Origin of the sequence: Streptomyces longhuiensis (assembly GCF_020616555.1) — a bacterium.
Taxonomy (GTDB): Bacteria; Actinomycetota; Actinomycetes; order Streptomycetales; family Streptomycetaceae; genus Streptomyces; species Streptomyces longhuiensis.
Genome location: NZ_CP085173.1, coordinates 5689753 through 5712470, shown reverse-complemented (window position 1 = coordinate 5712470; position 22718 = coordinate 5689753). Strand labels below are relative to the sequence as shown.

Genomic DNA, 22718 nt, shown 5'->3' with positions numbered 1-22718 from the left:
GTTTTCCGCTAGCTACGGAACCGGATCAGAACTTCAGACCGGCTTCGCGGGCGGCGTCCGCCAGAGCGGCGATGCGCCCGGCGTACTGGTTACCACCACGGTCGAACACGACAGCCTCGACGCCCGCGGCCTTGGCGCGCTCGGCGACCAGGGCGCCGACCTTGCCGGCCTGCGCGGACTTGTCGGCCTCGGCACCACGGATCGAGGTGTCCAGGGTCGACGCCGACGCGAGGGTGTGACCCTTAACGTCGTCGATGACCTGGGCCACGATGTGGCGGTTCGAACGCGTCACGACCAGGCGCGGACGCTCGGCCGTACCCGAAACATGCTTACGGATACGAATGTGACGGCGCTTGATGGCAGCACGCTTGTAAGCGTCGCCCTTAGCAATCTTGACACCGTATGCCATGGCTTACTTACCCGCCTTTCCGACCTTGCGGCGGATGACTTCGCCTTCGTACTTGACGCCCTTGGCCTTGTACGGGTCGGGCTTGCGCAGCTTGCGGATGTTGGCCGCAACCTCGCCGACCTTCTGCTTGTCGATGCCCTCGACCGAGAACTTGGTCGGCGACTCGACCTTGAAGGAGATGCCCTCGGGCGCCTCGATCAGGATCGGGTGGCTGTAGCCGAGCGAGAACTCCAGGTTGGAGCCCTTCGCCAGGACGCGGTAACCGACACCGCTGATCTCGAGCTTCTTCACGTAACCCTGGGTCACGCCGGTGATCATGTTGGCCACCAGCGTGCGGGACAGGCCGTGCAGAGCCTTGTTCTGACGCTCATCATTGGGGCGGGCGACGTTCAGCACGCCGTCCTCGCCCTTCGTGATGACGATCGGAGCGACGATCGTGTGGCTGAGGGAACCCTTGGGGCCCTTAACCGAGACCGTACGACCGTCGATGGTGACGTCCACGCCGGCGGGAACCGCGATGGGGAGCTTGCCAATACGCGACATTAGCTATTCCTCCGTTCCCGACTACCAGACGTAGGCGAGGACTTCCCCACCTACGCCCTTCTTGCCTGCCTGCTGGCCGGTCAGAAGACCGTGCGACGTGGAGATGATCGCCACGCCGAGGCCGCCGAGGACCTTGGGCAGGTTGGTGGACTTCGCGTAAACCCGGAGACCGGGCTTGGAGATCCGCTTGATGCCCGCGATGGAGCGCTCACGGTTCGGGCCGAACTTGAGCTCGAGGACGAGGTTCTTGCCGACCTCGGCGTCCTCGGTCTTCCAGCCCGTGATGAAGCCCTCCTGCTGGAGGATCTCCGCGATGTGAGACTTGATCTTGCTGTGCGGCATCGCCACGGTGTCGTGGTACGCCGAGTTCGCGTTACGCAGACGAGTCAGCATGTCCGCGATCGGATCAGTCATGGTCATGAATTGGCCTTCGGCCTCTCTCGCCGGGGTTTCCTGTATGCGCCATCCCTCTCCCCACACAGAGGCGGGACGGGTGCGGTGCGGGGACCTACGGCGTAGTAAGTCGGTATGGGCGGCGGGCGCCCAACCCCACAAGCCTACGGCATGTGAAGGGGGGCTCCCGCCGACCAAATACTTACCGAGAGCGTCCGGTAATTCCCAAGTCCCTAAGGACAGAGGGGGATTACCAGGAGCTCTTGGTCACGCCCGGCAGCTCGCCACGGTGAGCCATCTCACGAAGGCACACGCGGCACAGGCCGAACTTGCGGTACACGGAGTGCGGACGGCCGCAGCGCTGGCAGCGGGTGTAGCCACGCACACCGAACTTCGGCTTACGAGCAGCCTTGGCAATAAGAGCCTTCTTCGCCATCTCGCTTACGCCTCCTTGAAGGGGAAGCCGAGGTGACGGAGGAGCGCACGGCCCTCATCGTCGTTGGTCGCCGTGGTGACCACGGTGATGTCCATACCCCGGACGCGGTCGATCTTGTCCTGGTCGATCTCGTGGAACATGACCTGCTCCGTGAGACCGAAGGTGTAGTTGCCACGGCCGTCGAACTGCTTGGGAGACAGACCACGGAAGTCGCGGATGCGCGGAAGCGCGAGCGACAGGGTGCGGTCCAGGAACTCCCACATGCGGTCGCCACGGAGCGTGACGTGGGCACCGATCGGCTGACCCTCACGCAGCTTGAACTGCGCGATGGACTTGCGGGCCTTGGTGATGGCCGGCTTCTGACCGGTGATCGTGGTCAGGTCACGGACGGCACCGTCCATGAGCTTGGAGTCACGGGCGGCGTCGCCGACACCCATGTTGACCACAATCTTGACGAGGCCCGGGGTCTGCATGACGTTCTCGTAGGAGAACTCTTCCTGCAGCTTGCCCGCGATCTCCTCGCGGTACTTCGTCTTGAGACGCGGAGTCGTGGTGGTAGCCATCAGATGTCCTCACCCGTCCGCTTGGCAACGCGAACCTTGTTGCCCTCGTCGTCGAAGCGGTAACCGACACGCGTGACGACCTTGTTACCGTCCTTCTCCACCACGAGCTGAACGTTGCTCACGTGGACAGGGGCCTCGGTCGTGACGATGCCACCGGCCTGCGAACCGCTGGCGGTGGGGCCGGCCTTGGTGTGCTTCTTGACCCGGTTGACACCCTCGACCAGGACGCGGTCCTCGCGGGGGAAGGCCGCGATGACCTTGCCCTGCTTGCCCTTGTCCTTACCGGTGATGACCTGAACCAGGTCGCCCTTCTTGATCTTCATGCTTACAGCACCTCCGGCGCGAGCGAGATGATCTTCATGAACTTCTTCTCGCGCAGCTCACGGCCCACCGGGCCGAAGATACGGGTGCCGCGAGGGTCGCCGTCGTTCTTCAGAATGACGGCGGCGTTCTCGTCGAAGCGGATGTACGAGCCGTCCGGACGGCGGCGCTCCTTGACGGTGCGAACGATGACAGCCTTGACGACGTCACCCTTCTTCACGTTGCCGCCGGGGATCGCGTCCTTGACGGTGGCGACGATGACGTCACCGATGCCCGCGTAGCGGCGACCCGAGCCACCGAGAACACGGATGGTGAGAATTTCCTTCGCACCCGTGTTGTCGGCGACGCGCAGTCGCGACTCCTGCTGGATCACGTCTATCTCCTGATTGTCTGCCGGTTCCCCCGGGGCAGTTCAGTGAACTGCCCCGGGAGCCTGGCGGAACGAACTCTGAGGGATACCCCTCAGAGAATTACTTGGCCTTCTCGAGGATCTCGACGATGCGCCAGCGCTTGGTCGCCGACAGCGGACGCGTCTCCATGATGAGGACGCGGTCGCCGACGCCGGCAGCGTTCTGCTCGTCGTGCGCCTTGAGCTTGTTCGTACGGCGGATGACCTTGCCGTACAGCGCGTGCTTGACGCGGTCCTCGACAGCGACGACGACGGTCTTGTCCATCTTGTCGCTGACGACCAGACCCTCACGGGTCTTGCGGAAGCCGCGGGCGGCAGTCTCTTCAGTCACGTTGCTCTCGCTCATCAGGCGTTCTCCACCGTCTCGATGCCCAGCTCGCGCTCACGCATGAGGGTGTAGATCCGCGCGATGTCCTTGCGGACGGCCTTCAGCCGACCGTGGTTCTCGAGCTGACCGGTCGCCGCCTGGAAACGGAGGTTGAACAGCTCTTCCTTGGCCTCGCGGAGCTTGTTGAGGAGCTCCTCGTTGCCCAGTTCGCGCAGCTCGGACGCCTTGGTACCGGCCGACATCACGACTCACCTGCCTCGCGCCGAACAATCCGGCACTTCATCGGAAGCTTGTGAGCAGCGCGGGTAAGCGCCTCACGCGCAATCTTCTCGTTCGGGTAGGACAGCTCGAACATCACCCGACCCGGGTGAACGTTCGCGACCCACCACTCGGGGGAACCCTTACCGGAACCCATGCGGGTCTCGGCGGGCTTCTTCGTAAGCGGGCGGTCCGGGTAGATGTTGATCCAGACCTTGCCGCCACGCTTGATGTGGCGGGTCATCGCGATACGAGCCGCCTCGATCTGGCGGTTGGTCACGTACGCCGGCGTGAGGGCCTGAATGCCGTACTCGCCGAACGCAACCGTCGTACCACCCTTGGCCTGACCGCGGCGCTTGGGGTGGTGCTGCTTGCGGTGCTTGACCCTACGGGGGATCAGCATTTCGGTCAGGCCTCCGTTCCGGTGCTCTCAGCCGGAGCGGCAGCGGCGGGCGCGTCAGCCTTGGGGGCCTCGGCGGCCGGAGCCGACTGCTGCTGCGGCTTGCGGCCGCGGCCGCCACGCTCGCCACCACGGCCACCGCCGCGGGCCGGACGGTCGTTGCCGCCACCACGGGCCGGGCGGTTACCCGCACGGGCCGCAGCGTTCTCGGCGCGGACCTCCGCGATGTTCTTGACGTCGCCCTTGTAGATCCAGACCTTCACACCGATACGGCCGAAGGTCGTCTTGGCCTCGAAGAAGCCGTAGTCGACGTTCGCGCGGAGCGTGTGCAGGGGCACACGGCCCTCGCGGTAGAACTCCGAGCGGGACATCTCGGCGCCGCCGAGACGGCCACCACACTGGATCTTGATGCCCTTGGCGCCGGCCTTCATCGCCGTCTGCATGCTCTTACGCATGGCGCGACGGAAGGAGACGCGGGAGGACAGCTGCTCGGCAACGGCCTGAGCAACCAGCTGAGCGTCGGTCTCGGGGTTCTTGACCTCGAGGATGTTCAGCTGGACCTGCTTGCCCGTGAGCTTCTCGAGGTCACCGCGGATGCGGTCGGCCTCGGCGCCACGGCGGCCGATGACGATGCCCGGACGAGCGGTGTGGATGTCCACACGCACGCGGTCACGGGTGCGCTCGATCTCAACCTTCGAGATACCGGCGCGCTCCATGCCGGAGGTCATCATGCGACGGATGGCTACGTCTTCCTTGACGTAGTCCTTGTACAGCTTGTCGGCGTACCAACGGGACTTGAAGTCCGTGGTGATACCGAGCCGGAACCCGTGCGGGTTTACCTTCTGGCCCATTACCGGGTTCCTTCCTTGCTGCTGACGACCACGGTGATGTGGCTGGTCCGCTTACGGATCCGGTAGGCACGGCCCTGAGCACGCGGACGGAACCGCTTCAGGGTCGGGCCCTCATCCACGTACGCCTCGCTGATGACCAGCGAAGAGGCGTCGGTGTGGTCGTAGTTGTGTGCAGCGTTGGCGATGGCGCTGTCCAGCACCTTGCCAACCGGCACGCTCGCGGCCTGCGGGGCGAAACGCAGGACCGCCTGAGCCTCCGTGGCATCCATGCCACGGATGAGGTCCACCACTCGGCGGGCCTTCATGGGCGTGACGCGGATGTACCGCGCCTGGGCCCTGGCTTCCATGGTTGTCCCTTCAGTGTTCGTCATAGTCGATTCCACCCCGCCTTAGCGGCGCTTCGACTTCCGGTCGTCCTTGACGTGACCCCGGAAGGTGCGCGTCGGCGAGAACTCGCCGAGCTTGTGGCCGACCATCGACTCGGTGACGAACACCGGGATGTGGGTCTTGCCGTTGTGCACCGCGATCGTGTGGCCCAGCATGGCCGGGATGATCATCGAGCGACGGGACCAGGTCTTGATGACGTTCTTGGTACCGGCTTCGTTCTGAGCGTCCACCTTCTTTACGAGGTGGCCGTCAACGAAGGGTCCCTTCTTGAGACTGCGCGGCATCTAAACCCGCTCCTAGCGCTTCTTGTTCGTCTTGCGGCGGCGGACGATGTACTTGTTCGAAGCCTTCTTCGGCGAACGAGTACGACCCTCCTTCTGACCCCACGGGGAGACCGGGTGGCGACCACCGGAGGTCTTGCCCTCACCACCACCGTGCGGGTGGTCAACCGGGTTCATCGCCACACCGCGGACGGTCGGACGAACGCCGAGCCAGCGCTTGCGGCCGGCCTTGCCCCAGTTGATGTTCGACTGCTCGGCGTTGCCGACCTCGCCGATGGTGGCGCGGCAGCGAACGTCGACCAGGCGGATCTCGCCGGACGGCATGCGCAGGTGGGCCATCTGGCCCTCCTTCGCCAGCAGCTGCACGGAGGCACCTGCGGAGCGGGCGAACTTGGCACCGCCACCGGGACGGAGCTCGATCGCGTGGATCGTGGTACCGACCGGGATGTTGCGGAGCGCCAGGTTGTTGCCCGGCTTGATGTCGGCCCCGGGACCGTTCTCGACGCGGTCACCCTGCGACAGGCCACGCGGAGCGACGATGTAACGCTTCTCGCCGTCGGCGTAGTGCAGCAGCGCGATGCGCGCGGTGCGGTTGGGGTCGTACTCGATGTGCGCGACCTTCGCCGGCACGCCGTCCTTGTCGTGACGACGGAAGTCGATCACTCGGTAGGCGCGCTTGTGTCCGCCACCCTGGTGGCGAACGGTCACACGACCGGCGTTGTTACGGCCGCCCTTGCTGTGCAGCGGGCGGACCAGCGACTTCTCCGGCGTGGACCGCGTGACCTCGACGAAGTCGGCGACGGAGGAGCCACGGCGGCCCGGCGTCGTCGGCTTGTACTTGCGGATACCCATTTCTCAGTCCTCGTCCGATATTCGGACCAGGGCGCTCCGTTAGGAGGCCTGGCCGAAGATGTCGATACGGTCGCCCTCAGCGAGGGTCACGATCGCGCGCTTGCTGTCGGCACGCTTGCCGAAGCCCGTGCGGGTCCGCTTGCGCTTGCCCTGGCGGTTGATCGTGTTGACTCCGGTGACCTTGACCGAGAAGACCGCCTGGACGGCCTGCTTGATCTGGGTCTTGTTGGCACGCGGGTCAACGATGAAGGTGTACTTGCCCTCATCGAGGAGCGCGTAGCTCTTCTCGGAGACGACCGGCTTGAGGAGGACGTCACGGGGGTCCGTGAAGCTCTTGCTCAGCGGCGTCTCAACGGTGTTCTTGCCCTCGGCCTCGTGGCGCTTCGCCTTGGCGACGCGCGCGGCCTTGGCGGCCTTGGCCGCCTTGGGGGCAATGCTCGGGTGACGCGTAGCCATCAGGCTTCGCTCCCTTCGGTGTCAGTGGCCTTCGGGCCGGACACGAAGGACTCGAAGGCGGCCTGAGTGAAGACCACGTCGTCCGAGACGAGAACGTCGTACGTGTTCAGCTGGCCCGGCTCCAGGATGTGGACCTGGGGCAGGTTGCGCGCCGAGAGCAGCGCGGCCTCGTCGGCACGGTCGATGACCAGGAGCAGGTTCTTGCGCTCACTGATCTTGCCGAGCAGCGACTTCGCGGCCTTGGTGGAGACTCCACCCTCGACCACGCCGGTGACGACGTGGATGCGAGCGTTGCGGGCCCGGTCGGTGAGGGCGTGGCGCAGGGCCGCGGCCTTCATCTTCTTCGGGGTCCGCTGCGAGTAGTCACGCGGCTGCGGGCCGTGGACGACGCCACCGCCGGCGAACTGCGGCGCACGGGTCGAACCCTGGCGCGCGCGGCCGGTGCCCTTCTGGCGGTACGGCTTACGGCCACCACCGCGGACTTCGCCACGGCGCTTGGTCTTGTGCGTGCCCTGACGGGCAGCAGCCAGCTGAGCGACGACGACCTGGTGGAGAAGCGGGATGCTGATCTTCTCTACGTCGAAGATCTCCGCGGGGAGCTCGACCGTCCCGGCCTTGTCGCCTGCCGGCGAAAGGATGTCAATGGTGCTCATCGGTTCCTCAAACCCCCTTGGCCGCGGTACGGACCAGGACGAGGCCACCGTTCGGACCGGGAACTGCGCCCTTGATGAGGAGCAGGCCCTTCTCCGCGTCAACGGCGTGAACGGTCAGGTTCTGGGTGGTGACCCGCTCGTTGCCCATACGGCCCGCCATGCGGAGGCCCTTGAACACACGGCCCGGGGTGGCACAGCCACCGATGGAACCGGGGGAGCGGTGCTTGCGCTGGGTGCCGTGACCGGCGCCGAGGCCCTTGAAGTTGTGACGCTTCATGACACCGGCGAAGCCCTTGCCCTTGCTCTTGCCGGTGACGTCGACCTTCACGCCGGCCTCGAACACCTCAGCGGTGAGCTCCTGGCCGAGGGTGTACTCGCTGGCGTCAGCGGTACGGATCTCGACGAGGTGGCGGCGGGGGGTGACGTCGGCCTTGGCGAAGTGGCCCTTGAGGGGCTTGTTCACCTTGCGCGGGTCGATCTCGCCGAAGGCGATCTGGACCGACTCGTAGCCGTCAGTGTCGTTCGTACGGACCTGGGTCACGACGTTCGGACCGGCCTTGACCACGGTGACCGGGACGACACGGTTGTTGTCGTCCCAGACCTGGGTCATGCCGAGCTTCTCGCCCAGGATGCCCTTGATCTGCTTAGCCATCTCTTCCGCGCCTCTCAGAGCTTGATCTCGATGTCAACGCCGGCCGGAAGGTCCAGGCGCATCAGCGAGTCAACGGTCTTGGGCGTCGGGTCGAGGATGTCGATCAGGCGCTTGTGCGTGCGCATCTCGAAGTGCTCGCGCGAGTCCTTGTACTTGTGCGGCGACTTGATGACGCAGTACACGTTCTTCTCAGTGGGCAGCGGCACCGGGCCTGCGACCGACGCACCAGTGCGGGTCACCGTCTCGACGATCTTCTTCGCCGAGCTGTCGATGACCTCGTGGTCGTAGGCCTTGAGCCGGATGCGGATCTTCTGTCCCGCCATGGCTACTAGTAGTCCTGTCTCTCGAAACGCTCTGGAACCTGGCGGGCCCTATTCCGTCCTCCTCCGACCCACGCGGTCGGGCGTGTCGCAGTCTCACTGACGGAAATATCCATACGGATTTCCCTGCGAGGGACTGCGGCCCAGGACCGCGAAGCCGGGGGAAGAAACCCACCGGGCGCCTGGCTGAACCACCTCGCTGCACTTCCCGAAAGATTCCCGTACGTCCGCCCTAGCGCTGCCTTACGGCAGATGGGGCGACGAGTACTGTGGGACTCGCTTTCGGTCCTCCCGGCGGGAGGCGCGCAGCATCGGCACTCAACCGAGCAACCCCGACAGTCTGCCACAGGCCGACCATGCCTGGCCAATCGAGCCGTAGAGAGTACCCCCGGAGTGACGAAGGTCAAACCGGGGGTGGGTGTTGCGGGGCGGCGCGCTCGTGCCGGACGGCCGCCGGCACCTCCCCGGCAGGAGATCGGAGGACATCCGCACCGATGACAGCCCTCTCACGTCCGGACGACGACCGCGGCTGCCTTCGGGTGGTGCTCGCCCTGCCGTTCGGCGTGCTCACGCTCATCGCCGCGTACTTCTGCAGGACGGCCATCTCCATCCGGCCGTACGGGAGTTGGGACGACGACGCGTACACGGGCATCGCCCTGTCGTGTGCCGTCACCATCGCGGCCGCCGGTTCGGTGACAGCGCTCTGGCTGCTGCCGTCCGTGCGGCGGGTCATCGGGTGGGGGTGGGTCGCGCCCGCCCTGGCGCTCGGGCTCGCGGCCGCGGTGCGGTGGGGCGTCAGCGGCTGAGACGCGAAACTCTCTCCCCGCGAAGAACGCCGGTTCGAGTGAACAGATCATGTCCTTGCATGGAACCTGGCCCCACTGACGAGCCTCTTCTCGGCTGAAGCACCGAGAAGCAGCGCACATTCCGACCGCTGCGTACGGCGGACGGAGGGCGACACGTGCGACGTGGACGTGGGCAGGACAAACGTGATGAGAACGCCGAGGACCGCACCGGCGGGCGAGGCGGGCGAATAGCCGACGGGGGCGAGGGCTTCCCCGCGGCGCCCGGCGTTCACGGGCGCCGGGCCGTGCTCATCGGGGGCGCCGCCGTCACCGCCGCCACCGCGGCCGCCCTCGTGGGCCACACGGTCACGACCGCGCCCCCGGCCCGCACCACCGCCCCCTCCCCCGCCTCCGGCCGCCCCGCCGCCCAGGGCGATCACGCCCTGCTGCTCCAGGTGCTCGCCCACCCCGACGACGACCTGTACTTCATGAACCCGGACACCAACCAGGCCGTCGCCGCCGGCGTCCCGCTGGTCTGCGTGTACGTCACCGCCGGCGAGGCCGACGGCGTCAACAAGATCCCCGGCCGCCCGCACCCCCCGGCCGACAAGTCCGCGTACGCCTCCGCCCGTCACCAAGGGCTCCGCCAGTCCTACGCGACCCAGCTCGGCCTGCCCGTCTTCAGCGGCTGGCGCACCGAGGTCACCACGCTCGCGGGCGGGCACCAGGCCGAGGTGAACACCCTGGAGCACCGGGGCCGCCGCGTCGAGCTGGTCTTCCTCGACCTCGCGATGCACACCCCGGCGGGCCACATGGGCGCCCCGGCGCTGTGGCGGGAGCGCGGACTGCCGCTGCGTACGGTCGTCGTCGACGGGTCACCGGTGCGCCGGGCACAGATGTACGACTACGACGGCCTCGTCGACGTACTCGTGGCCCTCTTCGAGCGCTACCGGCCCACCCTCGTGCACACGCTCGACCCGGACCCCGACATCCAGCACAGCGATCTGCTGACGCGCATACGCGACAGCGAGCAGCCCGGTTTCTCCGACCACGCCGACCACACGGCCGTGGCCGAGTTCACCTGGGCGGCGCTCATCCGCTGGTCGCAGACCGCGGCGGACGGGCCGCCCCCGTTCGCGGCCACCGCCTTCCGCGGCTACTACAACCACCACTGGCCCGAGAACCTCCCCGAGCCCGTGCTGCACGCCAAGGCCGCCGACCTGATGCCGTACGGCGCGGCCCCGGACTGGCAGTGCGGCAACCCCTCCGGCTGCGGCGACTACAACGTCGGCGGGGACCGCCCCCTCACCAACCGCAAGGGCTGGGTCCGCTCGACGCACTACCGCCACCCGGGCCCACGGATCGCCCTGGCCCAGGAACCGGACGGCAAGCTGACCGGCTATGGCGTGCTCGGCATGCGGGCCGTCCGCTGGCGCGAGACCCCACAAGGGGTCTTCGGCCGGCCCACCGACCTGGGCGGCGGCCCGCTCGCGCCGGCCCTCGGCTCCGCGACCCTGCGCGACGGACGGCAGCTGCTGCTCGGCCTGCGCCTCGCGGCCCTCGAAGGGCGCGGCGGCTCCGACCTGCGCGAGATCGTGGTCCTCGAACAGCGCGCCCCCGGCGGGGAGTTCGGCGCCTGGACCGGTCTCGGCAACCCGGAGACCGATCCCGTGCGCGGCCGCCGCATCGGCGTCCCCGTCGCCGTCACCGCCCGCGACGGGCAGGTCCATCTCTTCGTACGCGACGCGGACCAGGGCATCAGTACCCGGGTACGCGGCCTCGACGGGCGCTGGTCGCCGTGGCGCGGTCTCGGCGGCGGGCCCGTGCAGGACGGTCTGACCGCGGTCGTCGGCGAGGACGGCGGCGTCCATGTGTACGCGCCGGGACGCGACACGGTGCACCACTGGACGCCGGAGGGGCCCACTCCGCCAATCGGGTTGCCGGTACCCGCCGACGCCGTCGCCGCCGCGGGCGGCCGGCTCTACTACCGGGCCCCCGCCTCGTCGGCGCTGACGGCGACGGCCGGGCCCCCGATCCACTTCCCCGGCTACGGCCCCGTGACCGCCGACGGGCCGTACCTCCTCGGCAGGGACACCGACGGCACGCTCCAGCTGCTGCACCGCGGCCGGATCCAGCGGGCCGCGCGTGACCTGGTCACCCTCGACGGACCCGCCCTGCGCGCCACCGCGCACGGTCCCGTGGCCGCGGGCCTCTCCCCCGCGGCCCGGCCGTGGCTGTGGCGCCCGGACAGCTCCACCGGCACGGGGACCGCCCGCAAGATCTGAGCCTGGGCCCCGCACCAGCGGGCATGCGAAAGGGCCCGTACGACCGAAGTCGTACGGGCCCCTTCTGGTGCTCGCTGGAGCTACCAGGTCAAACCGTCAAGGAAATTACTTGACGATCTTGGTGACCTGGCCGGCGCCCACGGTCCGGCCACCCTCACGGATGGCGAACTTCAGGCCCTCTTCCATGGCGACGGGCTGGATGAGTTCGACCTTCATCTCAGTGTTGTCGCCCGGCATGACCATCTCGGTGCCCTCGGGGAGGGTCACGACGCCGGTCACGTCCGTGGTGCGGAAGTAGAACTGCGGGCGGTAGTTGTTGAAGAAGGGGGTGTGACGGCCACCCTCGTCCTTCGACAGGATGTAGGCCTGGGCCTCGAACTCGGTGTGCGGCGTGACCGAACCGGGCTTGATGATGACCTGGCCGCGCTCGACGTCCTCGCGCTTGATGCCACGGAGGAGCAGACCGACGTTCTCACCGGCCTGGCCCTCGTCGAGCAGCTTGCGGAACATCTCGATGCCGGTGACCGTGGTGGTGGTCTTCTCCTGCTTGATGCCCACGATGTCAACGGTCTCGTTGACCTTGAGGACACCACGCTCGATACGGCCGGTGACGACCGTACCGCGACCGGTGATCGTGAAGACGTCCTCGATCGGCATGAGGAACGGCTTGTCGACGTCACGCTCGGGCTGCGGGATGGACTCGTCGACGGCGGCCATGAGGTTCAGGATCGACTGACCCCACTCCTTGTCGCCCTCGAGCGCCTTGAGCGCCGAGACCTTGACGACCGGCAGGTCGTCGCCCGGGAACTCGTACTCGGAGAGGAGCTCACGGACCTCGAGCTCGACGAGCTCCAGGATCTCCTCGTCGTCCACCATGTCGGCCTTGTTCAGGGCGACGACGATGTACGGAACGCCGACCTGGCGGGCCAGGAGCACGTGCTCCTTGGTCTGCGGCATCGGGCCGTCGGTGGCGGCGACCACGAGGATGGCGCCGTCCATCTGCGCGGCACCCGTGATCATGTTCTTGATGTAGTCCGCGTGACCGGGGCAGTCGACGTGCGCGTAGTGACGCGTCTCCGTCTGGTACTCGACGTGCGCGATCGAGATCGTGATACCGCGCTGGCGCTCCTCAGGAGCCTTGTCGATCTGGTCGAAGGCCGAGGCCTCGTTCAGGTCCGGGTACGCGTCGTGCAGCACCTTGGTAATGGCGGCCGTGAGGGTCGTCTTACCGTGGTCAATGTGACCGATGGTGCCGATGTTGACGTGCGGCTTAGTCCGCTCGAACTTCGCCTTCGCCACTGGGTCCTCCTGTGGAGTGGTTCTGTACGCCTTGCTTCATCGGCGCCAGGTGATCTTTGCTGGGAAACCCGCCGCCGGGGTCCGGGATTCACGAACCCCAGCGGTCGGTGTCAAGCCTAAAGCGTGAACTCGGGTGAGTTACTCGCCCTTGGCCTTCGCGATGATCTCCTCGGCGACGTTCCGCGGAACCTCGGCGTAGGAGTCGAACTGCATCGAGTAGCTTGCGCGACCCGACGTCTTGCTGCGGAGGTCTCCGACGTAGCCGAACATCTCCGAGAGGGGCACGAGGCCCTTCACGACACGGGCGCCACTGCGCTCCTCCATGGCCTGGATCTGGCCACGGCGGGAGTTGATGTCGCCGATGACGTCGCCCATGTAGTCCTCGGGCGTGGTGACCTCAACGGCCATCATCGGCTCGAGCAGCACGGGCTTGGCCTTGCGCGCGGCCTCCTTGAAGGCCTGCGAACCGGCGATCTTGAACGCCAGCTCGGAGGAGTCGACCTCGTGGTAGGCACCGTCGAGAAGCGTGACGCGGACGCCCGTCATCTCGTAGCCGGCCAGGATGCCGAACTGCATGGCCTCCTGCGCACCCGCGTCCACCGACGGGATGTACTCCCGGGGGATGCGGCCACCGGTGACCTTGTTCACGAACTCGTAGGTCGCGTCGCCACTGTCGATCGGCTCGATCGCGATCTGCACCTTGGCGAACTGACCCGTACCACCGGTCTGCTTCTTGTGGGTGTAGTCCACACGCTCGACGGCCTGACGGATCGTCTCGCGGTAAGCGACCTGCGGCTTGCCGACGTTCGCCTCGACGCGGAACTCGCGCTTCATGCGGTCGACGAGCACCTCGAGGTGAAGCTCGCCCATACCACCGATGATGGTCTGGCCGGTCTCCTCGTCCGAGTGAACCTGGAAGGAGGGGTCCTCCTCCGAGAGGCGCTGGATGGCGACACCCAGCTTCTCCTGGTCACCCTTGGACTTCGGCTCGATGGCGACCTGGATGACCGGCGCCGGGAAGTCCATGGACTCCAGGATCACCGGGCTCTTGTCGTCACAGAGCGTCTCACCCGTGGTGGTCTGCTTCAGACCCATGACGGCGACGATGTCACCGGCGCCCACCGACTCGATCTCCTCACGCTTGTTCGCGTGCATACGGTAGATCTTGCCGATGCGCTCCTTCTTGCCCTTGACGGAGTTCAGCACGGCGGTGCCGGACTCCAGGCGGCCCGAGTAAACCCGGACGAAGGTGAGCTTGCCGAGGTGCGGGTCGCTCATGATCTTGAACGCCAGCGCCGAGAGGGGCTCCTCGTCGGACGGCTTGCGCTTGACGACCGTCTCCGCGTCCTTGACGTCGTGGCCCTCGATGGCCTCGACGTCCAGGGGCGACGGCAGGTAGCGCACGACGGCGTCGAGCAGGGGCTGAACGCCCTTGTTCTTGAACGCGGTGCCGCAGAACACGGGGGTGACGGTGGTGTCGCCGCCCTTGCCGGAGGCGATGGTGATGCGACGCACGGCCGCGTACAGCTGGTCCACCGAAGGCTCTTCGCCCTCGAGGAACAGCTCCATCATCTCTTCGTCGTTCTCCGCGACGGCCTCGAGCAGCTTGCCGCGGTACTCCTCGGCAGCCTCGGTGTGCGTGGCCGGGATGTCGACGATGTCGTACGCCTCGCCCTTGGCCGCCTCGGCGGACCAGACGAACGCCTTCATCGTGACGAGGTCGACGACGCCCTGGAAGTCAGCCTCTGCGCCGATGGGCAGCTGCATGACGAGCGGGGTCGCACCGAGGCGGTTGACGATCATGTCGACGCAGCGGTGGAACTCGGCACCCGTACGGTCGAGCTTGTTGACGAAGCAGATACGCGGCACGCCGTAGCGGTCCGCCTGACGCCAGACAGTCTCGGACTGGGGCTCAACGCCGGCAACGCCGTCGAACACCGTCACGGCACCGTCGAGGACGCGGAGCGAACGCTCCACCTCGACGGTGAAGTCCACGTGGCCCGGGGTGTCGATGATGTTGATCGTGTGGTCGACATCGTTCAGCGGCCAGTGACAGGTGGTGGCAGCAGAGGTGATCGTGATGCCACGCTCCTGCTCCTGCTCCATCCAGTCCATGGTCGCGGCGCCGTCGTGGACCTCACCGATCTTGTACGAAACACCGGTGTAGAACAGGATCCGCTCGGTGGTCGTCGTCTTGCCCGCGTCGATGTGAGCCATGATGCCGATGTTGCGCACCTTGGCCAGGTCAAGTGAAGTGGTAGCCATATCGGCTCAGTCTTCTCTCGGTCTCGATGTGGGTAGCGACTACCAGCGGTAGTGCGCGAAGGCCTTGTTGGACTCGGCCATCTTGTGGGTGTCCTCACGCTTCTTGACAGCAGCGCCAAGACCGTTCGAGGCGTCGAGCAGCTCGTTCATGAGGCGCTCGGTCATGGTCTTCTCGCGGCGGGCGCGGGAGTAACCCACGAGCCAGCGCAGCGCGAGCGTGTTGGCGCGACCGGGCTTGACCTCGATCGGCACCTGGTAGGTGGCGCCACCGACACGGCGGGACTTGACCTCGAGGGTCGGCTTGATGTTCTCCAGCGCGCGCTTCAGCGTGATGACCGGGTCGTTGCCCGACTTCTCACGCAGACCCTCCATGGCGCCGTACACGATGCGCTCGGCGGTGGAGCGCTTGCCGTTCAGCAGCACCTTGTTGATGAGGGAGGTCACCAGAGGAGAACCGTAGACCGGGTCGATGATGACCGGGCGCTTCGGGGCGGGGCCCTTACGAGGCATTCTTACTTCTCCTTCTTGGCGCCGTAGCGGCTGCGGGCCTGCTTGCGGTTCTTGACACCCTGGGTGTCGAGCGAACCGCGGATGATCTTGTAACGAACACCAGGCAGGTCCTTCACACGGCCGCCACGCACGAGCACGATGGAGTGCTCCTGCAGGTTGTGTCCCTCACCCGGAATGTAGGCCGTGACCTCGATGCCGCTGGTCAGACGCACACGCGCGACCTTACGGAGGGCCGAGTTCGGCTTCTTCGGGGTGGTCGTGAACACACGCGTGCAGACGCCGCGACGCTGGGGCGAACCCTCGAGTGCGGGCGTCTTGTTCTTCTCGACCTTGTCCTGCCGGCCCTTCCGGACCAGCTGCTGGATCGTAGGCACTACTTCTCCGGTTTCTGTGTGCCGAGTAGTAAAGCTAACCTGGAACATTTCCCGACCCACGCGGTCGGGTGTGTCGAATACTGTGAACTCCCGCCGCCAAGCGGGAAGGGCGCAGATTACGGCGGCCCGTCGCGGACTCCCGTAGCGGCTGACGACACGCACAAGAGCCCAGGCACACCCCAGGCACAAGGTCTGAGCGTACCTACCTCATCGGGTTCGGTCAAAACAAATGCAGTCCACCGCGACACGCCGGACTTCCCGCCCACCGCCCGAAGCATCTCCTGAACAGTGTGCAGCCCTCCGAGGACACGATTCGGTTGTTCGTATGTCCCCGGAGGTTCCGTTTCAGTACGTTGATCGATCGGCGTTCAAGGGATCTTGCTGGGTCCCGTGGGGATCGGGGGCGATGGCGGTGGCCGACTTACCGGGCGATGGGGGGCTGGACGACCGGGTGCCGTTTCTGGCCCGGCTGGAACGGGAGGACCGGGCGGCGCTGCTCGCCATCGGCCGCGTGCTGCGCTACTCCCCGCGCAGCGTCGTCATGCACCAGGACGAGCCGTCCACGCACGTGCTGCTGCTCCTGCGGGGCTGGACCAAGGTGACGGCCATCGCGGCCAACGGGTACGAGGCCCTCCTCGCCCTGCGCGGCCCCGGCGACATAGTGGGCGAGGGCGCTGCGCTCAGCGGTCGGCACAGAGCGGCCACCGTGACCGCTCTTGAAGCGGTGGAGGCCGTCGTCATCGACCAGGCCCGCTTCACGGCGTTCCTCACCAACGCTCCCCAGGTGGCGCTGAGGCTACTGAGCCTGGCCACCGACCGCCAGCGGGCGACCGACCGCCGCCGCCTCGAATGGGCCGCGCTCTCGGTGCGCGAGCGGCTCGCCACTCTGCTGCTCGAGCTGATCCGAACGCACGGCCGGCGGACCGAGGACGGCATCGAGCTCACCGTCCCCCTCAGTCAGCAGGAGTTCGCGGGTTCGGTCGGATCGTCCCGCGAGGCGGTCGCCCGCCTCCTGAAGGAGTTGCGCGATCGGGAGGTCGTCGTCACGAGACGCCGCCGCGTCATCGTCGTCCGGCCCGACGTGCTGCGCCGCATCATCGGCAGTGGGCAGGCCCCATAGCGCACAGCCGCCCGGCGCTCTGTGCACGGAGTCACAGTTCGTCGGTGTCGTCGTCCCTCTGACGGTCCGGCCCGGCCCCGTCATCGTCGTACTGGTCAGCGGACCGGACGACGAGAGGCAGACATGACCGACCACGTGAACCGCACCATCCTGCTCTTCGACATCGAGGAGTTCGGCAAGCGCGACAACGTGGAGCAGGCGTACCTGCGACGCCTGCTCTACGACGTCGCGGACGCGACACTCAGGGCGGCGCACGTCGGCGAGACGTCCCGGCTGCGCGCAGACCGCGGCGACTCCGTGATGGAGCTGATCGACGCTCAAGTGCCGGTGTCGGGGCTGCTCAAGACGCTACTCACCGAGACCCCCGCCCTGCTGCACAACAAGAACCGGCTGATGGCGCGCAGCGCCCAAATCCGTCTGCGCATCGTGCTCGCGAGTGGATACGTCGCCGTGGACGAACTCGACGGCTGGGTCGGGGCGGACCTCAACCATGCCTGCCGCCTCCTGGACGCGGAACCCCTGCGCGACGCACTGCGCCGGCGCGACGAGGACAGCGTGCTCTGCGTGTCCGACGCCTTGTATCAGGGGGTCGTCCGACACGGTCCCGTGGGCGTACGCCCGGACGCGTTTCATCGCGTCACCGTGCAGGCGAAGGAGGGCCCGACCGTCGCCTGGGTGCACGGGGGTGGCGGTACCGACCGGACCACCCCCGAGGCTGGTACCGGTCGCACCACATCCGAGGAGTCGCGCCCGGCCACCGATCCGGGGCCCACACCAGACACTCGACCCGGCACCGCCCAGGTCGGCAGGGACCAGTACGGCGTCGCCGGGGGCACCGTGCACGGCGACCTCCGCTTCGACTTCCGCGATCGCGGGGACCGGCGGTGAGCGAGGAAGCCGCCGCCGGCGGAACGCCTGCGGCCGACGCCATCACCCCCGACGAGGGCGAAAAGCAGGAAGAGACTTCGGAAGCCCAGGAACACCGACAGAAGGCCTGGGCCGCGCGGCGGGATCTGATCGAGCACGGTCCGTCCTTCGTCTCCAGCCTGGTCGGCCGTGATCAGTACGGAGTCACCGGCGGCACCGTCCAGGGCAACGTGATCCAGCACTTCGGAGGCAGAGGCGACGCTCCGGGTCCGATCTCCGGGCCCATTCCCCGCGAGGACGTGGAGGCGCTCGCGGCGGTGTTCCGGACCTGCCCCAGTTTCGACCGGGCACTCACCCGACTGCGGGCGGAGCGCGTCGTCGTCGTGTCCGGTGGTCATGCCACCGGACGCCGTTCGGCGGCGGTGATGCTGCTGCACCGGCTCGGCGTCGGGCGCATGCGCGACCTCGAGCCGACCACCTCCCCGTCGGCACTGCGGGAACAGCTGGACGAGTCCACCGGATACGTCCTGTGCAACCTGGTCACCAGTCGGAGCCGGCCTCTTCGAGCGCTCCATCTGCAGGGTATCCGCGAGCAGCTGGAGCGTACGCACGGCCACCTGGTCATCACCGTCGAACCGTCGGCCGCGCTCGGTGACATCGCTTCCGTTCGCTGGGAGCCTCCATCGGCTGAGGACATCCTGTACGCCCACGTGGTGCCCAGCACCGGGGAATCCGAATGGGCGGCGCTTCGCGGGCTCGCGCCGGTGAAGGAGTTCCTCGGCCGGGCTCACCAACCGAGCGAGACAGCCCAGTTCGCCGGTCGAGTGCTCTCTCTGCACCGGGGGGACATCAGCGAGGAGTCCCTGGCAGCCTATGGAGAAGCTGCCTCGGCCGCCCAGGTCACCCGCTGGCTCACCGAGGACGAGCCCGCGCTCTTCGACAAGGCGTTCCTCATCTCACTCGCCGTCTTCGACGGAGGCCCGTACGCGGTGACGGCCGAGCTCGGAGACCGGCTCTTCGCCCTGCTGCAGAAGATCGAGAATCCCCACGAGCCACCTCGCATCCGAGTCTTCGGCAGTTCCCGCGCAGATCGCATCCAGCTTGCCCGCGCGGACGGCTACATGCAGACCGAGGTCACGGAATGGGGGCTGCTCGCGCAGTTCGTCGCCTCCTTCCAGGACCGGCAGATCGCGCGGGTCCTGCTGCACGAGGTATGGAATCTCCACCCGTCCGCCCGGCCCGCCCTCGTCGGCTGGATCCACCAGCTGGCGGACGACGGGCGCCCCCTCGTCCGCACCCGGGCGGCGGCGGCCGCCGCGCTCCTCGCCCAGGCCGACCTCTCGTCCGCCATGGCTCATCTCATCGAGCCCTGGGCCGACTCCAAGAGCTTCGGCGCCTGGCTCACCGCGGCCAACGCCCTCACCATGGCCGTGCTGCTGAACGTGCCCACGGTTGCCCAGATCCTGCACAGCTGGTGCACGGGCGAGAACGAGAGCCGCCGCTGGACAGCCATCCGCACCTACGGCCTGCTGGGACCGGTGCACCACAAGGAAGCTCTTGCCGCGCTGCTCGAGGCCGTGCAGCGGCAGCCCGACGACGAGGACGCAGAGGAGGAGGCACAGCAGTTCGCCGACGCTCTGGAACTGCTGCTCCTGGCCGTACAGGGTCCGGTGCTCGCCGAGTTGGCAGACCACCTCACCAGGGGGCGCGCGGTCCGCGGCCACGCACTGCTCGCGTTCATACAGGCCTGCGAGCAGTACGAGGAGACCGGCGGCCGTCCGCTCGTCCTCGATTGGTATGCCCATGCCGCGGTGGCGGACGACCCCGCGGACGCCCGGCACCTGACCATCTTCTGGGAGACCGCGCTCAACGACAGCTCGCTCACTGCGCGAGCGCTGGATGTGCTGCGCACCTGGGTGCTCGCGGCCCAGCTGGATCCGGAATCCGAGGCAGCACTCGCCGAACTGCTGCCCACCCTCGCGACCACTCCCGCGAACCATCAGCGCGTCAGCCACCTCCTGCGCACGGTGCGCACTTCCGACCAGGGCAAGCCACCGGTGGCCCGGCGTCTGGAGTCCGCCCTCGCGCCTCGATGACACCTCACCAAGGAGACGACCATGGAGGACACCGGTTCCAGGGACGAACGCGACTGGCTCGAACAGCCCGAACCCGCGCTCGACCGAACCCAGTTCACCGATCCGGTCCGTACGGTCTGGCAGCTACCCCGGTTCCGTCTCGGCGGGCGGCGCTTCAGCGGACGCGTCGACAACGCACTGGTCTTCGTGACGCGGAAGGGTTCGTACGAGACCTTCCTTCCGCCCCACCGCCCCACCACCGTCAGGCGGTACGTCGCCCTGTACGAGGTGAGCACGGAACTCCGTTCCTTCCAGCTGCGCGTGCCCCTGCCCAGCGCGATCGACAGCTTCGAGTTCGAGGTCACCGCTGACGTCACCTGGCGTGTCGTCGATCCGGAACGGTTCGTCGCAAGCCAGGAGGACGATGTGCCCGGCCTGCTCACCCGGGCTCTCCTGCCGGCGATGCGCAGGGCAAGTCGCGAGCACACGATCGACGCCAGCGCCGCGGCCGAGATGGCCGTACAGAGGGCCGTGGACACGGCCGCGCCGGCCGGCGACGCCCAGGGCCTGCGGACCGCCTGCTCCATACGCCTGCGCCGCGACGCCGCCGAACGGTCCCACCAGAGCCGCCTGCGCACAGCACGACATGAGGCGGAGGCCGCCCTGCCCGAGCACAGGGTGTCGGTGATGCGCCAGGAACACGAGGCGCAGATCAGGGCCGAGAAGATCAAGTTCTACGAGTACCACCTGACCAAGGGCGGCACCGCCGCTCTCGCACTACACCTGACCGAGCACCCCGACGACACCCATCTGGTCCTGGAACACCTCCGATCCGATCAGGCCGCGCTCATTCAGACCCAACTTCACCTGATCGACCAGGCATTGGAGGGCAAAGGGCTGGAGAGCTACCAACTCGAAGAGCCGCGCAAGCTCATCGCAGAGCGAATGACAGCCATCCTCAGGGCGCCAGCCACCGCCGAGGAAACCCCGCCCACCTACCCGCAGTCGCCCGCCGAAGCGCCGCCGGAGGCGGGGGCATGAGCGCCACCGCCCCGATACCGGGCGACCTGGAGCTGCGAACCGCGACACAACTCCTCACCGATCTCCGCAGCGAGATCGCCCGCGCCGACTCCAAAGCCACGGTGCTCGTGGGCGTGCTCAGCATGTCGGCGGGCATACTCGGCGGCCTCCTGGCCGACCGTAACTGGAGCCCTGCCCGGCTTCCGGCACACGCCGCCGTCCTGTGGTGGGCAGGCGCAGTATCGCTGGTCACCGCACTCTTCGCGCTGCTGCTGGCCGTGGTCCCCCGCTACGGCGTGAACAGCTGGGAACCAGGACAGCCACTCACCTACTTCGACGATGTACGGCGTGCCACACAAGCCGGGTGCCTCACGGCCGCCCTCGCGGAAACCGTCCGCGATCCCGCCCGCGGCCTGCTGTTCGCCCTCTCCGAGACCGCTCGGATCGCGGCCCGCAAGCACCTGTGGATCCGCATCGGCCTATTCGCCTTCGGCTGTGCCGCAGTGCTGCTCCCCGGATCGCTGCTCACCGACTGAACCGCCGTCCCCGAAGGGAGCGCCATGTCCCCGCCCTACGAGTACGAGGCTCCTGAGAGTCCTGAGAACTCGAGGAAGCCGGAGAATCCACCCCCGGTCGACCCGGACGAACTCGCCCTCCGCAACGGGCGCGTCCACATATCAGCGCGACAGCGCAGCACGGACACCACCGCCCTCGGCAACCTGGCCCTCCACGTCCCGCACGTGATCCTCAGCCTGGGTGTCGTCTTCCTCCTGTCGTACGCCGTCGATGCCTTGGCCGGCGTTCCCTCGTGGGCCCCGGTCAGCTGCTGGGCCCTGAGCGGGGCCCTGGCATTCCACCAGCCCAGTGAGCGGGCGATGGCCCGATGGCTGTTCGGCCTCCGTTACCCGACCCCTGACGAGCGACAACGGCTGAAGCCCGTCTGGCAGGAGGTGACAGCCCGGGCCGGTGTGGACGGGAACGCATATCAACTCTGGGTCGAGGACAGCGACGACATCAATGCCATGGCCGCCGCAGGCCACATCGTCGGCGTCACCAGCCACTCGCTGGCCGAGCTGCCCACCGCCCAGCTCGGCGGCGTGCTGGCTCACGAACTCGGACACCACACCAGCGGGCATGCCTGGGTCTCGCTACTGACCTATTGGTACGCGTTACCCGGTCGTCTCGCGTGGCGCCTGGTGCGACGGCTGGCCTCGTACGCCGACCGTCTGTCCGTTGGAGTCGCCGCCGTGCTGCTCGGCCTGATCGGCGCCTCCGCGGTCGCACTGGCGACAGCTACCTATGGCCTCGTGTTCCTCCCCCTGGTCACGCCCTATCTGGTGGCTGCCGTCTCGCGCCGCTCCGAGTTACGGGCCGATGAGCATGCCGCAGCTCTGGGCTTCGCTCCGCAGCTCATGGCTGTCCTGGCGAGAGAACACGGCAGAGAGCACGCCTCTGCGATGTCTCGGGGTCTTCATGTGGAGAGGCCCGGAATGATCGCCCGGCTCCTCGCCTCACACCCCGATGTACACACCCGGCTGCACCATCTCCAGGCACACCTCGACGGCCTGCGCTGAAACACGAAAAGGCGCCCACCCCGTAAAAACGG

General features: G+C 67.4%; 30 protein-coding genes. 8 read left to right on the top strand and 22 right to left on the bottom strand.

The genetic code is table 11. From position 1 onward, the window contains the following. Positions 1-25: 25 nt before the first annotated feature. The 18 genes from rplR to rpsJ form a co-directional block, all read right to left on the bottom strand. On the bottom strand, positions 26-409 hold the full coding sequence (gene rplR, locus LGI35_RS26490; RefSeq protein ID WP_116511050.1) for a 50S ribosomal protein L18: 384 nt from the start codon (positions 407-409) through the stop codon (positions 26-28). A 3-nt stretch (positions 410-412) separates the two neighbouring features. After that, positions 413-952, bottom strand: coding sequence for a 50S ribosomal protein L6 (rplF, locus tag LGI35_RS26485; RefSeq protein WP_227296785.1), 540 nt, complete (start codon positions 950-952; stop codon positions 413-415). Positions 953-973: 21 nt separating this feature from the next. Then, positions 974-1372 (bottom strand): 30S ribosomal protein S8, encoded by a 399-nt coding sequence (gene rpsH, locus LGI35_RS26480; RefSeq protein ID WP_030221010.1) that lies wholly within the window; start codon positions 1370-1372, stop codon positions 974-976. A 223-nt stretch (positions 1373-1595) separates the two neighbouring features. Beyond that, positions 1596-1781 carry a type Z 30S ribosomal protein S14 gene (locus tag LGI35_RS26475; RefSeq protein ID WP_003948630.1) on the bottom strand — a complete coding sequence of 62 codons (186 nt, stop codon included), beginning with the start codon at positions 1779-1781 and terminating at the stop codon, positions 1596-1598. 5 nt (positions 1782-1786) lie between these two features. Then, on the bottom strand, positions 1787-2344 hold the full coding sequence (gene rplE / locus LGI35_RS26470) for a 50S ribosomal protein L5 (RefSeq protein ID WP_116511056.1): 558 nt from the start codon (positions 2342-2344) through the stop codon (positions 1787-1789). Beyond that, positions 2344-2667 carry a 50S ribosomal protein L24 gene (rplX, locus tag LGI35_RS26465; protein ID WP_100594879.1) on the bottom strand — a complete coding sequence of 108 codons (324 nt, stop codon included), beginning with the start codon at positions 2665-2667 and terminating at the stop codon, positions 2344-2346. Before rplX ends, rplE begins: the two co-directional genes overlap by 1 nt. 2 nt (positions 2668-2669) lie before the next feature. After that, positions 2670-3038 (bottom strand): 50S ribosomal protein L14, encoded by a 369-nt coding sequence (rplN, locus tag LGI35_RS26460; protein ID WP_003974257.1) that lies wholly within the window; start codon positions 3036-3038, stop codon positions 2670-2672. Between the two features lie 97 nt (positions 3039-3135). After that, on the bottom strand, positions 3136-3420 hold the full coding sequence (gene rpsQ, locus LGI35_RS26455) for a 30S ribosomal protein S17 (RefSeq protein WP_100594880.1): 285 nt from the start codon (positions 3418-3420) through the stop codon (positions 3136-3138). Then, entirely contained in the window at positions 3420-3644 is a 225-nt protein-coding gene (gene rpmC / locus LGI35_RS26450; RefSeq protein ID WP_059079052.1) for a 50S ribosomal protein L29, read from the bottom strand. Before rpmC ends, rpsQ begins: the two co-directional genes overlap by 1 nt. Beyond that, a complete protein-coding gene (rplP, locus tag LGI35_RS26445; protein ID WP_030782563.1) occupies positions 3644-4063 on the bottom strand; it encodes a 50S ribosomal protein L16 in 420 nt (139 codons plus the stop codon). Before rplP ends, rpmC begins: the two co-directional genes overlap by 1 nt. A gap of 5 nt (positions 4064-4068) precedes the next feature. Next, positions 4069-4911, bottom strand: coding sequence for a 30S ribosomal protein S3 (rpsC, locus tag LGI35_RS26440; RefSeq protein WP_116511058.1), 843 nt, complete (start codon positions 4909-4911; stop codon positions 4069-4071). Continuing rightward, positions 4911-5258, bottom strand: a complete 348-nt coding sequence (rplV, locus tag LGI35_RS26435; RefSeq protein WP_004571827.1) for a 50S ribosomal protein L22 — start codon at positions 5256-5258, stop codon at positions 4911-4913. Before rplV ends, rpsC begins: the two co-directional genes overlap by 1 nt. Positions 5259-5300: 42 nt before the next feature. Further along, positions 5301-5582: a 30S ribosomal protein S19 gene (gene rpsS / locus LGI35_RS26430; protein WP_015035577.1), complete on the bottom strand. Its 282-nt coding sequence runs from the start codon at positions 5580-5582 to the stop codon at positions 5301-5303. A 12-nt stretch (positions 5583-5594) separates the two neighbouring features. Further along, the gene (gene rplB, locus LGI35_RS26425; protein WP_116511060.1) at positions 5595-6431 is read right to left on the bottom strand and encodes a 50S ribosomal protein L2; all 837 of its coding nucleotides are present in this window, start codon (positions 6429-6431) and stop codon (positions 5595-5597) included. Between the two features lie 39 nt (positions 6432-6470). Then, entirely contained in the window at positions 6471-6887 is a 417-nt protein-coding gene (rplW, locus tag LGI35_RS26420) for a 50S ribosomal protein L23 (RefSeq protein WP_116511062.1), read from the bottom strand. Then, complete coding sequence (gene rplD / locus LGI35_RS26415) at positions 6887-7540, bottom strand: 50S ribosomal protein L4 (RefSeq protein WP_116511064.1); 654 nt, start codon at positions 7538-7540, stop codon at positions 6887-6889. Before rplD ends, rplW begins: the two co-directional genes overlap by 1 nt. A gap of 7 nt (positions 7541-7547) precedes the next feature. Next, positions 7548-8192: a 50S ribosomal protein L3 gene (gene rplC, locus LGI35_RS26410; protein WP_116511066.1), complete on the bottom strand. Its 645-nt coding sequence runs from the start codon at positions 8190-8192 to the stop codon at positions 7548-7550. A 14-nt stretch (positions 8193-8206) separates the two neighbouring features. Beyond that, positions 8207-8515: a 30S ribosomal protein S10 gene (gene rpsJ, locus LGI35_RS26405; RefSeq protein ID WP_003948644.1), complete on the bottom strand. Its 309-nt coding sequence runs from the start codon at positions 8513-8515 to the stop codon at positions 8207-8209. A 491-nt stretch (positions 8516-9006) separates the two neighbouring features. Between rpsJ and LGI35_RS26400 the strand changes: the two genes are divergently transcribed. Beyond that, the gene (locus LGI35_RS26400) at positions 9007-9318 is read left to right on the top strand and encodes a hypothetical protein (protein ID WP_227296784.1); all 312 of its coding nucleotides are present in this window, start codon (positions 9007-9009) and stop codon (positions 9316-9318) included. A 227-nt stretch (positions 9319-9545) separates the two neighbouring features. After that, positions 9546-11582 (top strand): PIG-L family deacetylase, encoded by a 2037-nt coding sequence (locus LGI35_RS26395; RefSeq protein ID WP_227300512.1) that lies wholly within the window; start codon positions 9546-9548, stop codon positions 11580-11582. Positions 11583-11687: 105 nt separating this feature from the next. Here LGI35_RS26395 and tuf read toward each other — a convergent pair whose 3' ends face one another. The 4 genes from tuf to rpsL all read right to left on the bottom strand — a co-directional run bounded on the left by tuf (position 11688) and on the right by rpsL (position 16030). Beyond that, positions 11688-12881, bottom strand: a complete 1194-nt coding sequence (gene tuf / locus LGI35_RS26390) for an elongation factor Tu (protein ID WP_116511070.1) — start codon at positions 12879-12881, stop codon at positions 11688-11690. A gap of 138 nt (positions 12882-13019) precedes the next feature. Next, on the bottom strand, positions 13020-15146 hold the full coding sequence (gene fusA, locus LGI35_RS26385; RefSeq protein WP_227296783.1) for an elongation factor G: 2127 nt from the start codon (positions 15144-15146) through the stop codon (positions 13020-13022). 39 nt (positions 15147-15185) lie between these two features. After that, positions 15186-15656: a 30S ribosomal protein S7 gene (gene rpsG / locus LGI35_RS26380; RefSeq protein WP_116511074.1), complete on the bottom strand. Its 471-nt coding sequence runs from the start codon at positions 15654-15656 to the stop codon at positions 15186-15188. A gap of 2 nt (positions 15657-15658) precedes the next feature. Then, positions 15659-16030, bottom strand: a complete 372-nt coding sequence (gene rpsL / locus LGI35_RS26375) for a 30S ribosomal protein S12 (RefSeq protein ID WP_003948652.1) — start codon at positions 16028-16030, stop codon at positions 15659-15661. 406 nt (positions 16031-16436) lie between these two features. Here rpsL and LGI35_RS26370 point away from each other — a divergent pair, with 406 nt between their 5' ends. The 6 genes from LGI35_RS26370 (at position 16437) to LGI35_RS26345 (ending at position 22686) form a co-directional block, all read left to right on the top strand. Further along, a complete protein-coding gene (locus tag LGI35_RS26370; protein WP_385122301.1) occupies positions 16437-17150 on the top strand; it encodes a Crp/Fnr family transcriptional regulator in 714 nt (237 codons plus the stop codon). Positions 17151-17273: 123 nt separating this feature from the next. Next, positions 17274-18038, top strand: a complete 765-nt coding sequence (locus LGI35_RS26365; protein WP_227296781.1) for a hypothetical protein — start codon at positions 17274-17276, stop codon at positions 18036-18038. Continuing rightward, a complete protein-coding gene (locus LGI35_RS26360; RefSeq protein WP_227296780.1) occupies positions 18035-20113 on the top strand; it encodes a hypothetical protein in 2079 nt (692 codons plus the stop codon). Before LGI35_RS26365 ends, LGI35_RS26360 begins: the two co-directional genes overlap by 4 nt. 21 nt (positions 20114-20134) lie before the next feature. After that, entirely contained in the window at positions 20135-21133 is a 999-nt protein-coding gene (locus tag LGI35_RS26355; RefSeq protein WP_227296779.1) for a hypothetical protein, read from the top strand. After that, positions 21130-21648, top strand: a complete 519-nt coding sequence (locus tag LGI35_RS26350; protein ID WP_227296778.1) for a Pycsar system effector family protein — start codon at positions 21130-21132, stop codon at positions 21646-21648. Before LGI35_RS26355 ends, LGI35_RS26350 begins: the two co-directional genes overlap by 4 nt. A gap of 24 nt (positions 21649-21672) precedes the next feature. Beyond that, on the top strand, positions 21673-22686 hold the full coding sequence (locus LGI35_RS26345; protein WP_227296777.1) for a M48 family metalloprotease: 1014 nt from the start codon (positions 21673-21675) through the stop codon (positions 22684-22686). Positions 22687-22718 lie beyond the last annotated feature (32 nt).